The sequence below is a fragment of the Paenisporosarcina macmurdoensis genome (assembly GCF_042658845.1).
GTDB classification, from domain to species: Bacteria; Bacillota; Bacilli; order Bacillales_A; family Planococcaceae; genus Paenisporosarcina; species Paenisporosarcina macmurdoensis.
The window spans coordinates 87,784-106,995 of sequence record NZ_JBHSRI010000025.1; the positions used below are offsets into that span (position 1 = coordinate 87,784).

Here is a 19,212-nt window from a genome sequence, read left to right on the forward strand (position 1 = left end):
TAAAGGGGGGAAACATCATGGAACGATGGGTTGAGAAACTATTTACGGAGGATGTGCTGAAAGAAGCATCCTCTCGCTACGGAGCGAATGCATCTGATGCTAAAAAGCTAGGAGATTTCGAGAATTATGTCTATGAAGTGGAGCGAGATGGTAGACCTTTTATTTTGAGATTGACGCACTCCTCGCATCGCTCGAAGAAAGAACTAGAAGGTGAACTGAAGTGGATTAACTACCTTCATGGGCACGACATTCAGGTGTCACTTGTGCATCCTTCTAAAAATGGAGAGCTTGTGGAGGTGTTGCCGGTAGATGATTCATTCTTTTATGTCTGCTTGTTCGACAAGGCGCCGGGGACCTCAATTAAAATGAATAGTCCTGAATTCGGACCTGAGCTGTTTAGGAAATGGGGAGCCATTACAGCGAATATGCACGTAGTAACGGAGAATTATCATAGTGCTGAAACGGAACGACTGCGATGGGATGAAGATGATTTAATTGAGCTTGAAAAATTTATCGATCCTATTAAAGACGAAATGATTATTGAAGGTAACCGACAACTTGTCGCTACTATCCAACAGTTACCGCAAACAAAGGAAACATTCGGGTTAATTCATTCAGACATACATATGGGCAATTTCTTTTATGAAGATGGGAATATACATGTGTTTGACTTCGATGACTCGATGTATTTTTATTTCGTCAGTGATATCGCGATTCCGCTATATTACTCAACTTGGTGGAAATATCGGGAAGAAACACTCGAAAAGCGTTCAGCATTCGGGGCAGAATTCCTTACACATTTCTTGAAAGGTTATGTCAGTGTTCGACCCATGAATCTAGAATGGCTAGAACGCTTGCCACTATTCTTGAAGTTGCGTGATTACACCCTTTACGGTGTGTTCCATAAGAAAATGGACCTTTCAATTGGGCATGAGCAGGAAAACAAGCTGGTAGCGGGTATCCGGGAACGTCTTATAAGCAATGAACCAATGGTCGACTTGAATTACGGAGAGATTTTGGGAAAATTGACTGTCTAAAGACGACATTTTTTAACAGCAAATAAAATTAGACAGAATAATACAAAAAAATGTGTATTTAGGACTTAACTTCTTATATAATTGAAATAATGATTAAAAGTGTCAAATGTAAATTATTTGAAAGGATGTGGATACTTAGCTAGAGGGCTGCAGTAGATCTGAAGTGCGCCACTTAGTTAAAAAATAACCCTAATACCTAATAGATTGACGTTAACAATATGCACTTGTATTTATAAAATTTATCATTGGGGGTTATTGTATGAAGAAAATTTTTACAATTCTATTAACAGTATCATTATTTTTGGGGTTAAGCACGAGTGTATTTGCCTCAAGTAATGAAGATTATACTAAAGGAATTCAATTAATTGAACTGGCTAATCTATCTATTGATGAGATGATTGCGCAAGGTGTAGCAGAAGCAGATGAATTACAGGGAAATTTTCTGATCGAACTTGGTAAAGTAGAAGCTATGCTAGAGAGTGCTACCGATGATAAACAAGTAGCGAAGTTAAATGAAGAAAAAGGCAAATTAAATACAAAATATAATGAAAAACTTGATGAAATCATCGAGCGTGTTTATGAAGAGACACTACAACTATCAAATGAAACATTAGCGAAAGCTGCGGAATATGGCGTTATGGCTGAATGTAGCTGGGTGTTAGTAGAATTTGCTGATAGATCCGTATTGATTGATCCTCTTAGAATTGTGGGAGAGTACTAGTAAATACTAATAATTAGCATTAGAATAAAAAAGAGTTCTACCTAGAACTCTTTTTTATATACGTATTTGGGGTGAAAAGGTGAGAGGATTTAAGATTGGGAAAAAGGGTTCGTCTCTGGAAAGAGTTAAATTTAATAATAATGATATTAGCTTATTAACTCGTGGAGACGGGACAGAAGTATTGTTACAATCAATTGAAAAAGATAAATTGTTTTATATTTATCCTTCTGATAACCCGGAGGTTATGGAATTTTATCTTATCCTATCCGGAGAAGTCGTTTGCGAAGTTGATAACCAAAAGGTATTTTTAGGTCCCCAAGATTATTTCTCAGCTAAAGGTCTACTTGGTCCTATTCACTTTACTACATTGTCAAATGTTACTTTGCTTTGGGTTACTACGGAACCTATATTTGATTCGGTGAGAAATCAAATATCTTCTCTTATGGACATAGTAAAGAAAGTGGAATTAAAAGATAACTATACATATAGGCACAGTGATCGCGTAGCTAATAACGCAGTGAAAATTGCCAAAAAATTGAATTTGAATACTGACCAAGTCCATAATATTAATACCGCATCATTTTTACATGATATTGGGAAAATAAATATTCCTGAAGATATTTTAAATAAACCATCTTTTCTTACGGAGGAAGAATTTTCTATTGTGAAAAAGCATCCCGTTGATGGAGTTGAAATCGTTAAAGGAAGTAATTATGAAGGCATCACGCCTATCATTGAACAACACCATGAACGTTTAAACGGGAGTGGCTATCCATACGGGTTAATAGGTGATCAAATCCTTTTGGAATCCCGCATTATCGCAGTTAGTGATTCGTTTGACGCGATGACAGAAGATCGTCCTTACCGGAAAGCATTTGAACCCCAGTTTGCACTAAATGAAATTAAAAAGCTCGTGGGTACTCATTATGACAAGCAAGTCGTAGAGGCATTTGAAGAGGTATTAAAAGATGATGGGAAAATCCCTCACATAAGTTAACAGAGCATATTATTTAGAAGCATTTAAAGAGTCAAAATCCCTTTAATGCTTCTTTTATTTGTGAAAAATAATGGGGTGAAGGTGAGTTTGGATGAGCAACGTAATTAATTACTACAGTAATTTCGACGAATGGGGAAGACTTGATCGAGAACCTATCGAATTTCAAGTGAACTCACACTTTATCAAAAAATATTTGCCCACAAAAGGTCATGTGTTGGATAACGGCGCTGGTCCAGGGAAATATGCTATGGGATTAGCAAAAGAGGGCTATACAGTAACTGTGACAGATTTAACGCCAAAATTAGTCGGAATTGCTGAAAGAAAAGCACAGGAACTCGATTTAACTGAACAATTTAATGGATTCTATGTTGCTGATGCTAGAGATCTAAGTGACATTAAAGATGATCAGTTTGATGCGTCTTTAATGCTTGGTCCTATGTATCATTTACAGGAAGAGAACGATCAGATTAAAGCAGTAAAAGAATTAAATCGCGTAACAAAAAAAAACGGAATTGTTTTTGTGGCCTTTATGTCGAGAACCAAACACATTTTTTCATCTCTCATGTCTCCAGAAAACTGGAAACCTCATAATAATATGGACTCGATCACTCAATTTTCTAAGACAGGGTGTTTTAACCACGCAGATGAAAATCGTTTTACAGGTGCTTATTATTTTAATATTGATGACATTCAACCGTTTATGGAAAGGCAAGGCTTTGAAACCTTGGAATTGATCGGTTCAAATGTAGGTGCAATTTTAAATAATGACCATTGGAATTACTGGAGAGACAAGGGAGAACAAGAGGTAGAAAAAATAATACAGCTACTTATTGAAAAAGCAGGAGATCCTTATATTCTTGGACAATCTTCTCACCTACTTTACATAGGTAGGAAAAAAGAAAAGTAAATTTCTACATATACAAAAACCCTTCACTACAAAGTGAGGGTTTTTTGTTTTGCATAAATGATGATTTTTTATAATATATTTAATGTTAAGATATTTTGTTTGAATTAGATAGGAAAGCTTGTTCTTGCTAGGGATTAACCGAGTAATTAGAGGATAACTCAATAAAATTGGTAGCGTTTTCATTCACTAATACCTATAAAAATACAAATTATTTTTTATCAGAATTTTATGTTAAAGACGTTTTTATGATATACTAATTCAAAATTGATAGTGAACTGTGAAGAATCCCTTCATGAAAAATGAACAACTTTCAGCAGATTACTAGAGAGGGGACGTTGTCATGTCAAAGAATGGATACCCTGTTTCGCAAGGTTTATACGATCCTGAGCAAGAGCACGAAGCTTGTGGGATTGGAATGATTGCAAATATTAATGGTAAGCAGACACATAGTATCGTTCAACACGCGGTTACCATCTTATGTAATATGGAGCATCGAGGAGGTCAATCTTCTGATACAAGCACAGGGGATGGGGCCGGTATTTTAACGCAAATTCCACATCGTTTCTTCCAAAAACAATGTGAGAAAGAAAACATCTATTTGCCGAGTGCTGGCGATTATGGTGTTGGAATGGTGTTTTTACCAAAAGATCACGACACTCGAATGAAAAGCAAAGAAGTTTTTGAACGAATTATAGCTGAAGAAGGCCAAATATTTCTAGGCTGGCGTCCTGTTCCAATTAATGATTCATTTGTTGGGAAAGTGGCATCGAAAACAAAGCCAACGATTAGACAAGTTTTTATAAAAGTAAGCGAAGATATTAAAAACCAATTAGATTTTGAGCGCAAACTTTACATTATTCGAAAACGTATTGAGAAAGAGATTGCAAGTATGGAAGGGTATGAAGATGTTTACATCAGTAGTTTATCTACGCGTACCATTGTCTACAAAGGCATGTTGATTCCCGAACAACTCGATTCGTTTTACATCGATCTAAACCATCCTGACTATAAATCCGCACTAGCACTCGTGCATTCCCGTTTTAGTACCAATACCTTCCCGAGCTGGAAGCGAGCACACCCTAATCGTTATACCATCCACAATGGAGAATTTAATACGTTACGAGGCAACGTTAACTGGATGCGCGCACGTGAGCAAATGTGTGAATCTGAATTTTTTAATTCTGAAGATTTACAAAAAGTGTTACCTGTCATCGATTCGGACGGCAGTGACTCATCTATGTTTGATAACTGCTTCGAGTTTTTACACCTATCTGGACGTTCCCTGGCACATACAGCCATGATGATGGTACCTGAGCCTTGGGCAAATGATAAAAACATCAAAGAAGAAAAACGCGATTTTTATGAATATCATAGTACGTTAATGGAGCCATGGGATGGCCCTGCTGCCCTCGTATTCACTGACGGAAATCAAATTGCAGCGTGTCTGGATCGCAATGGATTAAGACCGGCTCGTTATTATGTAACGAAAAGCGGCATGATTGTTCTAGGTTCTGAAGTAGGAGCCTTGGATATTTTCGCAGATGATATTGAATATAAAGAAAGACTAGCACCAGGCAAAATTCTTCTAGTCGATTTGGAAAAAGGAACGATTATTCCAGATGATGAAGTTAAACTTCAAATTGCGTCAGAACAACCATATAAAGAATGGCTTACTAATATGACGGATTTAGAAGATATTCCAGAGGCGCTTGAGCAACCCCCAGTCCATGTCGGGGAACAGCTATTAAAGCAACAATTAGCGTTTGGTTATACTCGAGAAGAACTAAATAAAATCATTAAACCTCTTGTGACTGAAGGGAAAGATCCGGTCGGCTCAATGGGTTATGATTCACCACTGGCTGTGTTATCTAAAAAACCTCAATTGCTGTACAACTACTTTAAACAGTTATTTGCACAAGTAACGAATCCACCAATCGATGCGATTCGTGAGAAAATCATTACGATGACTGATACAACTATAGGTGCTGAAGGAAACTTGGTTAATCCAACTCAAGTTAGCTGTAGGCATATTCGACTTAAAACGCCTGTACTAACAAACAGTCAATTAGAAAAAATTCGCATACAAAAATTAGATGGATTTAAAACGATGACGTTCTCTACCCTTTTTGAAGCAAAAGAGGGCGAAAATAACATGGAAAAAGCTCTCGATAGTTTGTTTGAGAAAGCTGATAAGGCAGTAGAAGACGGCACGACTCTGTTGATTTTATCTGATCGTAGTGTGACTGAACATCAAGCGGCAATTCCAGCGCTTCTAGCTGTTTCTGGGTTACATCACCATTTGATTCGTCAAGGAACTCGAACGAAAGTCAGCATATTGCTTGAATCGGGTGAAGTGAGAGAAGTGCATCACTTTGCGACGCTTCTGGGTTATGGAGCTGAAGGAATTAATCCTTATTTAGCGTTTGATTCTATTCGCGACTTGATAGATAAAGGCGAAATTAACATCGAATCATTCGATAAAGCGGTTGGAAAGTATATGTATTCAGTAACAGACGGTGTCATTAAAATTCTCTCTAAAATAGGGATTTCAACGATTCAAAGTTATCGAGGAGCTCAGATTTTTGAAGCGGTAGGGATTCATATGGATGTGATTGATAAATATTTCACACGAACATCATCACGTTTAGGTGGAATTGGCATCAATATGATTGAAAAAGAAGTGCTCATGCGTCATGAAATGGCATTTGGTGAAAATCGAGGAAGCAATCAAACGTTAGACTCGGGAGATGAATTCCAATACCGTGCAAACGGTGAAGATCATCAATACAACCCAAGTACGATTCACACCCTCCAAAATGCTTGTCGAACAAATAACTATGACGTCTTTAAGAAATATACGAAAATGTTGACGGATGAAACAACAAACTTACAATCGCTCCGTGGACTCTTGAAATTTAAAAAGCTAGCATCAGTGCCAATTGAAGAAGTTGAATCCGTTGAGGCTATTTGTCGACGTTTCAAAACCGGTGCTATGTCATATGGTTCTATTTCTAAAGAAGCACATGAAGCTTTAGCAGTTGCTATGAATCGTGTCGGAGGAAGAAGTAACACAGGTGAAGGTGGAGAAGATATCGATCGTTTTACACCAGACCCAAATGGCGATTCAAGACGTAGTTCAATCAAGCAAGTGGCATCTGGTCGCTTTGGTGTAACAAGTCATTACCTTGTCAATGCAGATGAGATTCAAATTAAGGTGGCACAAGGGGCAAAACCTGGTGAAGGTGGACATCTTCCTGGGAAAAAAGTGTATCCATGGATTGCAGAAGTGCGTGGTTCAACCCCTGGTGTGGAACTAATTTCACCACCACCACATCACGATATTTATTCAATCGAAGATCTTGCTGAACTGATTTATAATTTGAAAAATGCTAATCCAAGAGCACGTGTTAGCGTTAAATTAGTATCTGCTGTAGGTGTCGGAACGATTGCAGCCGGTGTTGCAAAAGGGCGAGCAGACCTAGTACTAATCAGTGGCTATGACGGAGGAACAGGTGCAGCGCCTCGAACGAGTTTGAAGCATACGGGTTTACCATGGGAGATTGGTTTAGCAGAAACTCATCAGACACTTCTGTTAAATGGCCTTCGTGACCGTATAGTCATCGAAACAGATGGCAAAATGATGACAGGAAGAGATGTGGTATTAGCCACATTGCTAGGAGCTGAAGAGTATGGATTCTCAACAGCACCGCTTGTTGTACTTGGCTGTGTGATGATGCGAGTTTGCCATTTAGATACTTGTCCAGTTGGTATTGCGACTCAGAACCCTGAGTTACGTAAGAAGTTTACAGGGGATGCGGAACATGTTGCTAACTTCATGCGTTTTATTGCAACTGAAACGAGAGAGCTTATGGCTGAACTTGGTTTTAGAACGATAAACGAAATGGTTGGACGTACAGATGCTCTTGAAGTAAACGAAGCGATAGATCATTGGAAAGCGAAAGACATCGACCTATCAGCCCTACTTTATTCACCGGATCTGCCAGCTAAAGTAGGACGTTATCATTCTCGCGATCAAGATCATGAATTAGAGAAAACGCTCGATTTCCAAGAACTGATTCCAATTTGTAAAAACGCAATCGAAAAACAGGAACCTGTCGAGTTTACAACGGCTATTCGTAATATTAACCGTGTAACAGGAACGATGCTCGGTAGTGAAATAACGAGACGCTACGGCGAAAAAGGGTTGCCTGAAGATACGATTCGTTTAACGCTTAAAGGGTCTGCTGGTCAAAGTTTTGGTGCATTTATTCCCCGGGGAATAACGCTCAGATTAGTCGGAGATTCAAATGACTTTGTTGGAAAAGGGTTGTCTGGAGGGAAAATAATTGTCCATCCAGATCCAGTTGTTACTTTCCAACCTGAGAAAAACATCATTATTGGGAACGTTGCTTTCTACGGAGCATCCGCTGGAGAAGCTTACATCCAAGGAATCGCAGGAGAGCGTTTCTGCGTCCGTAACAGCGGGGCAAACGTGGTAGTTGAAGGTGTAGGTGACCATGGCTGTGAATATATGACGGGCGGGAAAGTCGTCGTTCTAGGTTCAACTGGAAGAAACTTTGCTGCAGGAATGTCGGGTGGGGTCGCGTATGTCTTTGATGAAGACGGATCATTTAACTCAAAATGTAATGCAGAACTTGTTCATATCCAACCTATAGAAAATAAAGAAGAATTAAAGGACGTATACAATATGATCGAAAAGCATGTGGCCTATACGAATAGTGGGCACGGCAAACGTATTTTGACTTACTGGGAAAAGTATTCTTCCCAATTCGTGCGTGTAATACCGAAATCTTACTTGAAAATTAATGATCGAATTAAAGCGCTTCAAGATAGCGGATTAACCAAATTTGATGCACAAATGACTGCGTTTGATGAGAGCAACAAAGAATTTGAAGCAGCAAAATAATGACGACTAAAGGAGGGGTGTAATGGGAAAGCCGACGGGATTTATGGAGTATGAACGTCAATCGCAACGTGAACGCGATCCACTTGAGCGATCAAAGGATTGGAATGACTACACGTCGCCAATGTCGGAAGCAGAAATTAAACAACAAGGTGCACGTTGTATGGATTGTGGCGTGCCTACTTGCCATACAGGTACTGAAATTAATGGTGTGACAACAGGTTGTCCCGTCTATCACTTAATACCTGAGTGGAATGACCTCGTCTATCAAGGACAATGGAAAGAAGCATTGAAGCGTGAGCATGAGATGAATAACTTCCCAGAATTCACAGGTGCAGCTTGTCCAGCACCGTGTGAAGGGGCTTGTGTGCTTGGTATTAACGAGCCTCCTGTTGCCATCCGTACAGTTGAACGTGCCATTATTGAAAAAGGCTTTGAAGAAGGTTGGGTCATTCCTGAGCCACCAGAAAAACGAACTAGCAAAAAAGTCGCGGTCATTGGGTCAGGACCCGCTGGACTTGCAGCAGCAGCACAACTCAATAAAGCGGGCCACTGGGTCACGGTTTTTGAACGTAATGACCGTGTTGGAGGCTTATTGACTTACGGAATCCCTGAAATGAAGTTACCTTATGAAATGGTTCAGCGTCGTGTTCAATTGCTTGAGCAAGAAGGAATCACGTTTGTTACAAATACAGAAGTAGGGAAGAACTACCCTATTGAAAAGCTCAATCAAGAATTTGATTCAACCATTTTATGTGGGGGCGCAACGATACATCGTGATGTTCAAGTCGAGGGTCGCGATTTAAAAGGTATTCATTATGCAATGGATTTCCTGCATGCCAACACGAAAAGCTTGCTCGACTCAAATCTTAAAGATGGTATGTATTTGTCAGCTAAAGGAAAAAACGTCATTGTCATTGGTGGCGGGGACACGGGAACTGATTGTCTAGCAACTGCAGTCAGACATAATTGCCAGAGCTTAACGCAGTTCGATATTTACGATCAAAAAGGATCAATCCGTGATGAACTTGGCAACCCATGGCCTCAATACCCGGTGATTCACCGTATTGAGTATGGCCAAAAAGAAGCGGCTAGTAAATTTGGTGAAGATCCACGTGCCTATGCTGTACAAACTACCAAATTTGTTGGAGATGACAATGGTCATGTAAAAGAAGTGCATACGATTAATGTAAAACTTCGCATCGACCAAGAAGGCAATCGTATCCGTGAAGAAATACCGGGTACAGAAAAAATATGGCCAGCAGAAATGGTCTTGCTTGCAATTGGATTTAGTGGTCCAGAACAAGGACTTCTACAACAGTTAAACATTGAAACAAACACAAACTCTACGGTTAAAGCAGAGTATGGAAAGTATGTAACCAATGTTGAAGGGGTCTTTTCAGCCGGTGACATGCGTCGTGGGCAAAGTCTGATTGTATGGGCAATCAACGAAGGACGTGAAGTAGCGAGAGAATGCGATCGTTACTTGATGGGTGCAACTGTACTGCCTTAAGAAGAATAAGTGTGGATTTTGTTCGAAAAAAAGTAGTGCCCTTCTTAATTAGAAGGACACTACTTTTTTATTGTTAAGAATAGACGTATGGAGCTGTGTAGTCCCATCTAGAACTAGTGCTTGGTCTGCGCCTTGCCTTCATCGATTGGAAGGAATACAGCATAATCGGCAATTTCCTTCAACTGCTAACAAACGCTTTTGAGGAACAAGTGAATAACTTATTTCTTCCAACATTATCTCAAGTTCTACAGAGTTATTGCTACGTCGAGTGCACACAAGGCTGCCAAGCTTATTCGGAATTGGGATGAGAGTGTAGGAGGGTCTACTTGGAATCGTTGTCCTATAGTTTTTTATGGGTGAACTTGCTTCCAACGTTCAGGATTAAATCTTATGGATAAGAAAGCGTAAAAGAGGCAAGAATAGTTCTGTAGTGTTTACTGATTTGATAAATGTAAGGTATTCATACGAAAGATGTGAATGAGGAGGAATATAAATGAAAGAACTATTTACAGCGACAGTAACGGCAATTGGGGGACGTGAAGGACGCATTCGTTCCGAGGATGGCGTACTTGATATTGCCCTAGCGATGCCTGGTGTAAAAAAAGAGACAACAAACCCCGAACAACTATTTGCGGCGGGTTATGCTGCTTGTTTCGATTCTGCTTTAAATTTAGTGGCACAACAAGAAAAAATAAAACACGGTGGATCAGAAGTCACTGCACATGTTACATTGCACCAAGGAGCTGAAGGTTATTCACTTTCCGTCAAACTGGATGTTCTTGTCCGTGATGTAGAAATGGAAGTCGCTCAAAAGCTTGTAGAAGCTGCACACAAAGTATGCCCATATTCACGCGCTATAAAAGATAACATTACGGTAGATGTTGAAAGCAGAATCGCGTAGAACTTTTTTTGCTAACTTGCATACGATAATCCCACTCCTATTATATCGTTAAACGTAAATTGACCCTACTTCGAATACAGAAGTAGGGTCGATTTTTCTTTTGCCGTGTTCCAAATAAGACAGTTACCCTTAAAAAATGAAGGTGTATCATTTTGAAATTTGCGGGAGATTTAAAAGTAGCGTAATGACCAAATTCAACTATGTCATCATGATGCAACTAAATTAGCAGGGGCATTTCTGGCATTTGTTCACCGGTTTTCCAATACTAGAGCCAATTATTTTAGATAATAATCATTTTTTTAGCATAGCAATAGCTATTCCAAGCTTTTCTTCAAAGAAATCTACCAAATCGACGCTATTATCAGAAACCGTCACATAACGATAGCCTACAATTTCAATCTGCTCGTGCGATTTTGCGCAATTGATTTTTAATAAATCCTAATTTGAAAAAGATGTTATTATACTGTATTATACACAGTATAATGATAGTGTATATCATACAGTAAAAAGAGGTGGATAAATGAGTGCATTATTAAACTCTTTAACAACGGAATTGCGCAGAGGTACATTGACTCTGGCTGTATTAAGTCAATTGCGGACGCCCCAATATGGTTATTCGCTAGTGCAACGTTTAGAAAGGTGCGGCATTACAATCGATCAAAGTACGCTTTATCCATTGCTCCGTAGATTGGAAAAGCAGGAGCTTGTAACAAGTACGTGGGATACCTCTGAAAGCAGACCCCGTCGCTACTATGTCTTAAGTGAATTCGGAATTGAAATTTACCATCAATTGAAAAGTGAATGGGAAAAAACTTCGCATGAACTGTATTTACTACTGAAAGGAGAGGATTAAAATGAAGTTAATCGACTTGTATATTTATGAAGTGACGCGCAGATTGCCTGTGAAGAATCGCGAAGACATTGCTCTTGAGCTGCAGTCGACGATTGAAGATATGCTACCGGCTGAGCCCACTGAAGCTGAAGTCAAACAAGTGTTGGTGCAACTTGGTAATCCTTCTGTAATGGCAAGTGGTTATTTAGATCGACCGATGCATTTGATTGGGCCTAAATATTTTGACGTATATGTGAGTGTACTGAAAATCGTATTACCAATTGCTATGATCATTGCGTTCATTAGCTTGGTTGGTGAAACCATTGCAACTATGTCTAATGAAAAGGCACTATCGACAATTATTCTAACCATCCTCGGACAGGGAATCTGGCAACTATTGAGCACCGCCATGCAAGCAACATTTTGGATTACGTTGGTCTTTGCTGTCATTGAGAGAACAGAAAAGGTGTCAGATCAAATACCTGTGACGATGAATTTCAAAAAGTGGACACCGGAAGATTTGAAAAACGTTTCTACCATTCCGCAAAACGTACGCATTAAAAAATGGCATGTCTTTGCAAGTCTTTTATGGACGGCAATTTGGGCAACAGTTTACTTCAATGCTTCAAAATTAGTAGGCATTTATGAAAATCATCCAGATGGCAAGATATTAGTAACACCTACGTTTAATCAAGAAGTATTATTGTCATTTTGGCTATTAATTGTCCTTGTAATTACTTTGGAAGTGGCATTGGCTATTTTCAAAGGAATGGAAAGGCGGTGGACCCATAAAGTTGCGATAGCAAATACGGTCGTGCAAGTCGTATCCCTAGTTGTTTTTATCATTATTTTCAGCAACCAACAGGTATGGAATGACAGCTTCTCTAACTACGTGAACAACCTATTGAACATAACTAATCAAATGAAAAATTGGGCTTACCAATCTATCATTTTGACAGTTGTTATCATTATTAGTATCGATATATTTGAAGGGTTCCGTAAAGCTCATAAATCCAGGGAAACGTTATTAACCCGCGTGATTTCTAAGTGAAAATATGGAATTTTCACTAGTCTAAGATAGTTTTTGGAACAGTAGAAAGGAACGACCACGAAGAAAATAATTTCTTTGTGGTCGTTTATTTATATTCAATAAGTTACTGAAGTTATTTATAAGTAATCATTGCGTATGGCTTCTTCTTGTTCGGCGAGAGAAATTTCTTTGTTGTCACCTCCAATTGAGGTGATATGCAATGAATCCACTTCTTCATCCACGCCTTCTTCGTTTTCATCGTCATATAACTCGTTGTAGTCACTATGATCACCTTCAAAATCGGATGGTGTTTCAGATGTGCCGTACTGTGCAACTTCTTGAAAACTGTCCTCATAATCTCTGACACCGTCTCTAGTATGACGTTCTGCAAAAGAGTTGTCGTTTGCTGGAAGCAGGATTTGTTCTTCGACAGGTCGATCTTGAGCAATCGTATTATCTGCATGTTCGATACAGTGGGTAGTATACGGCACAGCTTCTAAGCGTTCGTAAGGAATGTCTTCGCCACACTCATCACAAACTCCATACGTGCTATTTTTCATAGCAACTAAGGCATTATTCACTTTTTCTAATTCAGAGTGTTCATGAACGTGAATCGCCATATCTTTCTCACGTTCATATAGCTCTGTTCCTAAATCAGCAGGGTGGTTATCGACTGTTGATAGTTCGGCAGTCGTATCACGGAGACTGCCTTTCTCTAAGAATGCATTGTCCTCATGTCTCTCCAATTGAACTTTTTGTTCCAAAAGTAATTTCTTTAACGTGGAGTTTTGTTTTTCCGTAAGCATAGAAGATCACGTCCTTCAATTTAGTCAATCCTGTTTTGTGTTAAACAAGAGTTATTATAGCTTTGACCAAATGAACGAATCTTAAAGGGAAAATGATAAAAAAGATATGATTGCGTCTATTAGATGAGCAAATCAACAAAAAAGGCTTACTCTATTAAACTTGGCAAAGTGAATTTAGCTGATGAAATAATCTTTATATGTGAAAAATGTTGTAAGAAGAGAAAGAGAAAAATAAACAATAGATCCTATAAAAACAAAAGAGTGGCTAGCAACACGATTGGCAAATGCCATTCGTATACCCGTTTCGCCTTGAATTTGCATATCCATTTGTCGACTAATGGCATTACCTTTATTAGTAAATATATACGTAATAAATATGGCTACGATTCCAAAAGGGATGGAAACGTCAACGAAATTTAAATTGAACATGTATGCAGTAAGCAAATTGACTATGCCTAAAATCACTACCGTTACAAGTAATGTGAAGAATTTATTCATAAAATCCTCCTTCTCCTTTCAGTAAATACTTACTATTCAGAATTATTCGCTCCTTACAATATTAACATTATTTACCTTAGAGAACAATTAAACTTCTATAAGTAAATGGTAGTTATTACAGTTTTTTATCATGCCAAAAATTTTGAGTGACATGAAGACTTGGGTTGTATGGTTGGATAGAATATCCTTGTTTTTGGAGCCAAGTAATAATTCCTGGCAAAGCTTTTGTTGTTTGTACACGGTCATGGAGCAAAACGACAATATGTTGATCCTTTGCAAGTCGGGCTTTTTCCACACCCGCCTTCACATTGGCAAGGATTTGTTGGAAATTCGCTTCTTGTATCTGCCAGTCCTGGGTATCCACATCCCAGTCCCATAACTTGTATCCCTGGTCCTTTAGCAATTTACGCATAGATGGTGTCACGTATGGTTTACTGCCATAAGGAGCACGCACGAGGGCAGATGTATGTCCAGTCAAGTTCTTAATCAAGCCGTTTACCTGGTTCATTTCTTCAAGAAAAGCTTGCGGAGTTTCGTAAACTTTTTTCCGTTCGTGCGACATACTATGAAGTCCAAGGTAGTGTCCTTCTGAAAAGGCTTGCTTGGTCACAGATTTATAACTCGAAATTTGATTTCCTACAAAAAAGAACGTCCCTTTTACTTTATATTCTTTTAAAATCCGTAAATGCTCAGTAGTATACCGATTTGGACCATCATCAAACGTTAAGTAGACGATGGGTTTCCTTGTAGGTGCAGTTGATATAGGTTTTGGAGCAGGAATAGCTGGTTTTGAAGCCTTCACTTTAAGAATAAATTCAGAATTGCTTAGGTGGGGGTGTTTATCTGAATACAGTCTTGCGGTAAGAAAAGTAGATAAATAATCTACTTTGAATCCTGTTGATTCGCCTAGAAATCGTATAGAGATGTAGGGGACATTGTCAATCATTTGCACGGCATTATTCATAATAACGGTTTGGTTGACCGTCGTTTCATTCGTCAGGAGATTATAGGTAATGGACGTATTATTTTTTGTGATGGTAATCAAATCCTTAGTTTTAACAATGTCAGCATACAAGTAACGCGCCATTTTTTCGAATGGTACGACCATCTGCGCGTTTACAAGACGAACTTCATTCTTTTCGAACGTCAATACTCGATCGTGTAAAGCAATATAGCGGTGGGAATCTGCTTCACTGTGAGTTGGAAAAGCAAAAATTGAGATGGAAATGATTAGAAAGAACAACACTTGGAATTTTAATTTCATCATAAGTAGCCCCTTTAACTATCAGTCTTCTTCACCTAATGTATGAAAGAAGGTCTTAAGATAGTTTCGGTTTTATCAAAAAAATATTGCTCAAATTTTTGCAGGGATACAATGAAGGAAATTGGATTTTTTGAAGATAGAATAAGTTTTTTCAAGTAACACCTTGGAACTTGGACTAGCTATGTCCCAAGCGCCAGCTCGCGGGCCCCTTTATGGGGTCAGAAAGGCGATTAGCCTTTCATCCTTCCAGCGCCGGTGTCGAGCTAGAAGGCGCTTTTCTTATTATAAATTTACCCACGCCCGATAGTGAAAATGACTTTCTCCCCAAGATGAATGCCCTCTTGAAAGTGAGTTGCATAAGATAAAACAAAGTATGCAAGAAGGGGGGGCTAAATAACGATGGGTTTATTTATTAATAACGATAAGCATCCAGATGTTTTTAAGAATAATGGACAAATTATTGATTCTAACCAAGGGTTTTTCAGAAAAAATCACACGGCTGATTTGATAGAAGAACAACAAATAGCTAATGAAACATTACAAAAATCATTAAGTGAACTGAAAGACTTGTATCATAAGCAAGCAAATAGACAAACTAGGCAGTTCAAGTTTCTTCACAACGGAATTAGTGAACAAAAGAAATTAAATTTCCAACATGAAAAAGTTGATAATCAAGTGCTGTCTTGGTTAGAAAAATTAGATGAAAAAAATTCGACAATTCAAATGACGATAAAAGATGAAGTGGTTTTTAAAGAAGAAATGAAGCAATACATGGATACCTTGAACCATTCAAATGCAGAGGTTGTCAGTAAGTTAGATAAATACGGATTGGCAAACGAGCAACTTGATATAAAAGTGGATGAGCAACTAGATATGCAAAATCAGCTATCCCAACAAATTTCTGAGCAAGCAGATAATCAACTAGTAGTTTTAAATCGACTAGAAAACCAAGAGGCGTTGACAGAGAAGATTTTAAGACAAATCGATTATTTTCGAGCTACTCTTTTCGAAAGAACCAATTATCTGGCAGAGAAAATAGATACTGGCTACAACTACGCAACTTCTTATTTCACCAAATTAATGCCTGGGACTGATCAATCACTTACACATTTATTGATTAAACAAAAAGAAGCTAAAGAAAAAGACAATGAGAAAAATCTGCAATGAGTGTGAAGGAAGAAGACGTTACTAAGAAAAAGTAACGTCTTTTTTACATAATGTGAGAAACTATCAATAGAATTTCGCCTTAATAAAACGACTCAATATTTCCAGATAACCAACCTAAAGGATTGACAGCTCACCTAATAATGATTAAAATCCTTTATGGCTCACCTGTTTATCAGGAAGAGCGGGTTGGGTGAGGGCTAATTTTATAGAAGGTTGAAGAAATGTTGAATTTGATTGACCGTATTTTCGGTCTTAAAGCGAACGGAACGACAGTAAAGCGAGAACTTTTGGCGGGGCTCATTGGGTTTTTTACGGTGGTTTATATTATCGCTGTGAATGGACTTATCCTTTCTGAAGCGGGTATGCCGATTGAAGCGGCAATTGTCGCAACGATTGCTGCATCCGTATTTGGATGTCTCATCATGGGGTTTTGGGGTAACGTACCCATTCTGCTAGTACCCGGCATGGGAATCAATGCACTGTTTTCTTATACGATGGTCCAATCGATGGGCTTGTCCTGGCAGGAAGCATTAGCAGTCGTTTTCGTATCAGGCGTTATTTTTGTGTTTATAGCGTTTACGCCTTTTTCGGAAATGCTGAACGCAGCTGTACCGCAATCTTTGAAAGAGGCGATTACGGTAGGTCTTGGCTTGTTTTTGATGCTTATCGGTCTCGAAAAAGGCGGTATCGTTGAAAAAGGCACAAGTTCCATTTTGGCTCTTGGTTCTTTTGGGGAACCCCAAGTACTTGCAACGATTTTAACTTTCCTCGTCGCAATTGTGCTTTTTATTCGCAATGTTCCAGGAAACTTCCTCATTACAATTGTGGTTGGAACTGTCATTGCATCATTTTTTGGATTGATTGATTTCAATCAGTCAGAAAGTGGATCTTTTGGAGTAACTGAAGCATTTCAATCATTCGGCGCACTATCGTTCGACAATTTCTGGTCCATGACGTTTTGGATAGCAGTGTTCTCACTTACTATGGTGATCGTGTTTGAAAACATAGGTATTGTGCATGGCCAAGTTTCGTTTATTAATCGGACAGATCGATTTAGTCGTGCGTTTCAAGCGAACTCGGTTTCGGCCATGACATCTGGAATTTTCGGCACAAGTCCAACTGTAGCAGCTGTCGAAAGTGGTGCAGGTATGGCTGCGGGAGGGCGTACTGGACTTACAACGGTAATTGCAGGTCTACTATTTTTGGTAGCTGCATTTTTTATTCCAGTGATTAAGCTAATTCCTGACAGTGCCATTGCTCCGATTCTCATCATCATTGGTAGCTTGATGCTGCAGAACATTCGAAACTTAGAGTTAAAAGACTTAAGTGAAAGTTTTCCTGCACTCTTTATCGTTGCCATGATTCCATTTACGTACAGCATTGCTGATGGTATTGCTATCGGATTTATCTTGTACCCAATCTTGAAGATTGCGATTGGAAAATGGCGAGAGGTTTCACCGACACTCTACGTAATCGCAGGGTTATTCCTGATGAATTTCGTATTTCACGTCGTAGCCTAAATACAAAAACGCACCTGCGAAAGCGGGTGCGTTTTGTATTGATATAAGAAAGTATAAGTTCTCCAAGCTACACCCTTGAACTTAGTGTAGCTATGCTATGTCTAGCTTAGCGCCAGCTCGCGGGAACGCTTTAAGGGGTCAGAAAGGCGATTTGCCTTTCATCCTTCCAGCGCCTGTGTCGAGCTAGAAGGCGATTTTCTTATGTGTAACTATTTATCAAGTAAGAACCTTGTAATCGTGCACTGCTTCTTGTTCCACTCTGTCTAAAAAATCATAAATCACTTGATTTCCATTGACTTTACTGCCGAGCTTTAACATCGCTCGACCGACAAAATTGATGCCAAGATTAGATCCAGAGTAAGTGAATTTCGTTTGTTGTTCACTAACTTTTTCCATTGTGAAAGCAAGGTTCATTTCAAATGCACGCGCAAGTTGAAACTGAATGTGCTTGTGTTTACGATGATCGGTATTTTCATATTCCATGATTTCCACTACATATGTTTCATTTCGTTTGCCTTCTTGATAGGTTTGTTGATAGGTTGAACCCGTCACTTCTGGCTTTTTCTCGAGCCAACGGTTCTCCACTACTTTGGGCATGATTCGCTTAGCATGTTCTTCTTCAAATAAATTCCACACCAAGTCAATAGGTGCATCAATAAGACGTTCTTCTGTCCACTTCATGTTTCATTCCTCCTGCCCAGTTCTAATAAATTCGTCAATCTCATGAATCGTTTATTGTTTTTGAGTGATCTCCATGGATAGACGGTCTTTCTTTTGATGGAGCAGTACTTCCAAATTGGTGAATGACTCATCTCGCATGACATCTTTCATTTCCTGAATGGTACAGCCAAAACTTCGAAGTTTTTGTAAAAGAATGGCCAAGAAATAAGACCCATCATCATAGTAGCGATAATTGTTTAAAGGGTCTACAGATGCAGGTTCCAGTAATTGTTGTTGTTCATAGTATCGAAGAGTTTCTTTACTGAGTCCAGTTAATTCACTAAACTCCCTGATTTTATACATACGAGTTCCTCCTCTTCCTTCATCATAAAGGATGGGGTGCACCACAGAGTCAAACGGTTATGAATTCTAGAG

Annotated in this window: 16 protein-coding genes; 11 read left to right on the forward strand and 5 right to left on the reverse strand. The window is 38.9% G+C overall.

What is annotated here, in order from left to right; translation table 11 throughout:
* Nucleotides 1–17: 17 nt before the first annotated feature.
* The 9 genes from ACFPYN_RS14085 (at nucleotide 18) to ACFPYN_RS14125 (ending at nucleotide 12,883) form a co-directional block, all read left to right on the forward strand.
* Nucleotides 18–1,037 (forward strand): phosphotransferase enzyme family protein, encoded by a 1,020-nt coding sequence (locus tag ACFPYN_RS14085; protein WP_377735064.1) that lies wholly within the window; start codon nucleotides 18–20, stop codon nucleotides 1,035–1,037.
* Nucleotides 1,038–1,296: 259 nt separating this feature from the next.
* Nucleotides 1,297–1,758: a hypothetical protein gene (locus ACFPYN_RS14090; protein WP_377735065.1), complete on the forward strand. Its 462-nt coding sequence runs from the start codon at nucleotides 1,297–1,299 to the stop codon at nucleotides 1,756–1,758.
* A gap of 79 nt (nucleotides 1,759–1,837) precedes the next feature.
* A complete protein-coding gene (locus tag ACFPYN_RS14095) occupies nucleotides 1,838–2,755 on the forward strand; it encodes an HD-GYP domain-containing protein (protein WP_377735066.1) in 918 nt (305 codons plus the stop codon).
* Between the two features lie 91 nt (nucleotides 2,756–2,846).
* On the forward strand, nucleotides 2,847–3,662 hold the full coding sequence (locus tag ACFPYN_RS14100; protein WP_377735067.1) for a class I SAM-dependent methyltransferase: 816 nt from the start codon (nucleotides 2,847–2,849) through the stop codon (nucleotides 3,660–3,662).
* Nucleotides 3,663–4,002: 340 nt separating this feature from the next.
* On the forward strand, nucleotides 4,003–8,589 hold the full coding sequence (gene gltB / locus ACFPYN_RS14105) for a glutamate synthase large subunit (RefSeq protein ID WP_377735068.1): 4,587 nt from the start codon (nucleotides 4,003–4,005) through the stop codon (nucleotides 8,587–8,589).
* Nucleotides 8,590–8,611: 22 nt separating this feature from the next.
* Nucleotides 8,612–10,099, forward strand: coding sequence for a glutamate synthase subunit beta (locus ACFPYN_RS14110; RefSeq protein WP_377735069.1), 1,488 nt, complete (start codon nucleotides 8,612–8,614; stop codon nucleotides 10,097–10,099).
* A gap of 493 nt (nucleotides 10,100–10,592) precedes the next feature.
* Nucleotides 10,593–11,000, forward strand: a complete 408-nt coding sequence (locus ACFPYN_RS14115; protein ID WP_377735070.1) for an organic hydroperoxide resistance protein — start codon at nucleotides 10,593–10,595, stop codon at nucleotides 10,998–11,000.
* Nucleotides 11,001–11,520: 520 nt separating this feature from the next.
* Nucleotides 11,521–11,853 (forward strand): PadR family transcriptional regulator, encoded by a 333-nt coding sequence (locus ACFPYN_RS14120; RefSeq protein ID WP_377735071.1) that lies wholly within the window; start codon nucleotides 11,521–11,523, stop codon nucleotides 11,851–11,853.
* Between the two features lies 1 nt (nucleotide 11,854).
* Nucleotides 11,855–12,883, forward strand: coding sequence for a hypothetical protein (locus ACFPYN_RS14125; RefSeq protein WP_377735072.1), 1,029 nt, complete (start codon nucleotides 11,855–11,857; stop codon nucleotides 12,881–12,883).
* Between the two features lie 116 nt (nucleotides 12,884–12,999).
* Here ACFPYN_RS14125 and ACFPYN_RS14130 read toward each other — a convergent pair whose 3' ends face one another.
* The 3 genes from ACFPYN_RS14130 to ACFPYN_RS14140 all read right to left on the reverse strand — a co-directional run bounded on the left by ACFPYN_RS14130 (nucleotide 13,000) and on the right by ACFPYN_RS14140 (nucleotide 15,433).
* Complete coding sequence (locus ACFPYN_RS14130; RefSeq protein ID WP_377735073.1) at nucleotides 13,000–13,668, reverse strand: TraR/DksA C4-type zinc finger protein; 669 nt, start codon at nucleotides 13,666–13,668, stop codon at nucleotides 13,000–13,002.
* A gap of 174 nt (nucleotides 13,669–13,842) precedes the next feature.
* Nucleotides 13,843–14,166 (reverse strand): hypothetical protein, encoded by a 324-nt coding sequence (locus ACFPYN_RS14135; RefSeq protein WP_377735075.1) that lies wholly within the window; start codon nucleotides 14,164–14,166, stop codon nucleotides 13,843–13,845.
* A gap of 115 nt (nucleotides 14,167–14,281) precedes the next feature.
* Complete coding sequence (locus tag ACFPYN_RS14140) at nucleotides 14,282–15,433, reverse strand: polysaccharide deacetylase (protein WP_377735076.1); 1,152 nt, start codon at nucleotides 15,431–15,433, stop codon at nucleotides 14,282–14,284.
* Nucleotides 15,434–15,829: 396 nt separating this feature from the next.
* Between ACFPYN_RS14140 and ACFPYN_RS14145 the strand changes: the two genes are divergently transcribed.
* Both ACFPYN_RS14145 and ACFPYN_RS14150 read left to right on the forward strand, forming a co-directional pair.
* Entirely contained in the window at nucleotides 15,830–16,597 is a 768-nt protein-coding gene (locus tag ACFPYN_RS14145; protein WP_377735077.1) for a hypothetical protein, read from the forward strand.
* A 221-nt stretch (nucleotides 16,598–16,818) separates the two neighbouring features.
* On the forward strand, nucleotides 16,819–18,117 hold the full coding sequence (locus ACFPYN_RS14150; protein WP_377735078.1) for an NCS2 family permease: 1,299 nt from the start codon (nucleotides 16,819–16,821) through the stop codon (nucleotides 18,115–18,117).
* Between the two features lie 216 nt (nucleotides 18,118–18,333).
* Here ACFPYN_RS14150 and ACFPYN_RS14155 read toward each other — a convergent pair whose 3' ends face one another.
* Together ACFPYN_RS14155 and ACFPYN_RS14160 are read right to left on the reverse strand one after the other, a co-directional pair.
* A complete protein-coding gene (locus ACFPYN_RS14155) occupies nucleotides 18,334–18,798 on the reverse strand; it encodes an SRPBCC family protein (RefSeq protein WP_377735079.1) in 465 nt (154 codons plus the stop codon).
* Nucleotides 18,799–18,849: 51 nt separating this feature from the next.
* On the reverse strand, nucleotides 18,850–19,140 hold the full coding sequence (locus tag ACFPYN_RS14160; protein WP_377735080.1) for a MerR family transcriptional regulator: 291 nt from the start codon (nucleotides 19,138–19,140) through the stop codon (nucleotides 18,850–18,852).
* Nucleotides 19,141–19,212 lie beyond the last annotated feature (72 nt).

Bases quoted from the DNA above. Each gene is read 5' to 3' on its own strand.
- ACFPYN_RS14085 (WP_377735064.1), top strand. From the start codon at position 18: ATGGAACGATGGGTTGAGAAACTATTTACGGAGGATGTGCTGAAAGAA.
- ACFPYN_RS14090 (WP_377735065.1), top strand. From the start codon at position 1,297: ATGAAGAAAATTTTTACAATTCTATTAACAGTATCATTATTTTTGGGG.
- ACFPYN_RS14100 (WP_377735067.1), top strand. From the start codon at position 2,847: ATGAGCAACGTAATTAATTACTACAGTAATTTCGACGAATGGGGAAGA.
- gltB (WP_377735068.1), top strand. From the start codon at position 4,003: ATGTCAAAGAATGGATACCCTGTTTCGCAAGGTTTATACGATCCTGAG.
- ACFPYN_RS14110 (WP_377735069.1), top strand. From the start codon at position 8,612: ATGGGAAAGCCGACGGGATTTATGGAGTATGAACGTCAATCGCAACGT.
- ACFPYN_RS14115 (WP_377735070.1), top strand. From the start codon at position 10,593: ATGAAAGAACTATTTACAGCGACAGTAACGGCAATTGGGGGACGTGAA.
- ACFPYN_RS14120 (WP_377735071.1), top strand. From the start codon at position 11,521: ATGAGTGCATTATTAAACTCTTTAACAACGGAATTGCGCAGAGGTACA.
- ACFPYN_RS14125 (WP_377735072.1), top strand. From the start codon at position 11,855: ATGAAGTTAATCGACTTGTATATTTATGAAGTGACGCGCAGATTGCCT.
- ACFPYN_RS14130 (WP_377735073.1), bottom strand. From the start codon at position 13,668: ATGCTTACGGAAAAACAAAACTCCACGTTAAAGAAATTACTTTTGGAA.
- ACFPYN_RS14135 (WP_377735075.1), bottom strand. From the start codon at position 14,166: ATGAATAAATTCTTCACATTACTTGTAACGGTAGTGATTTTAGGCATA.
- ACFPYN_RS14140 (WP_377735076.1), bottom strand. From the start codon at position 15,433: ATGATGAAATTAAAATTCCAAGTGTTGTTCTTTCTAATCATTTCCATC.
- ACFPYN_RS14145 (WP_377735077.1), top strand. From the start codon at position 15,830: ATGGGTTTATTTATTAATAACGATAAGCATCCAGATGTTTTTAAGAAT.
- ACFPYN_RS14150 (WP_377735078.1), top strand. From the start codon at position 16,819: ATGTTGAATTTGATTGACCGTATTTTCGGTCTTAAAGCGAACGGAACG.
- ACFPYN_RS14155 (WP_377735079.1), bottom strand. From the start codon at position 18,798: ATGAAGTGGACAGAAGAACGTCTTATTGATGCACCTATTGACTTGGTG.
- ACFPYN_RS14160 (WP_377735080.1), bottom strand. From the start codon at position 19,140: ATGTATAAAATCAGGGAGTTTAGTGAATTAACTGGACTCAGTAAAGAA.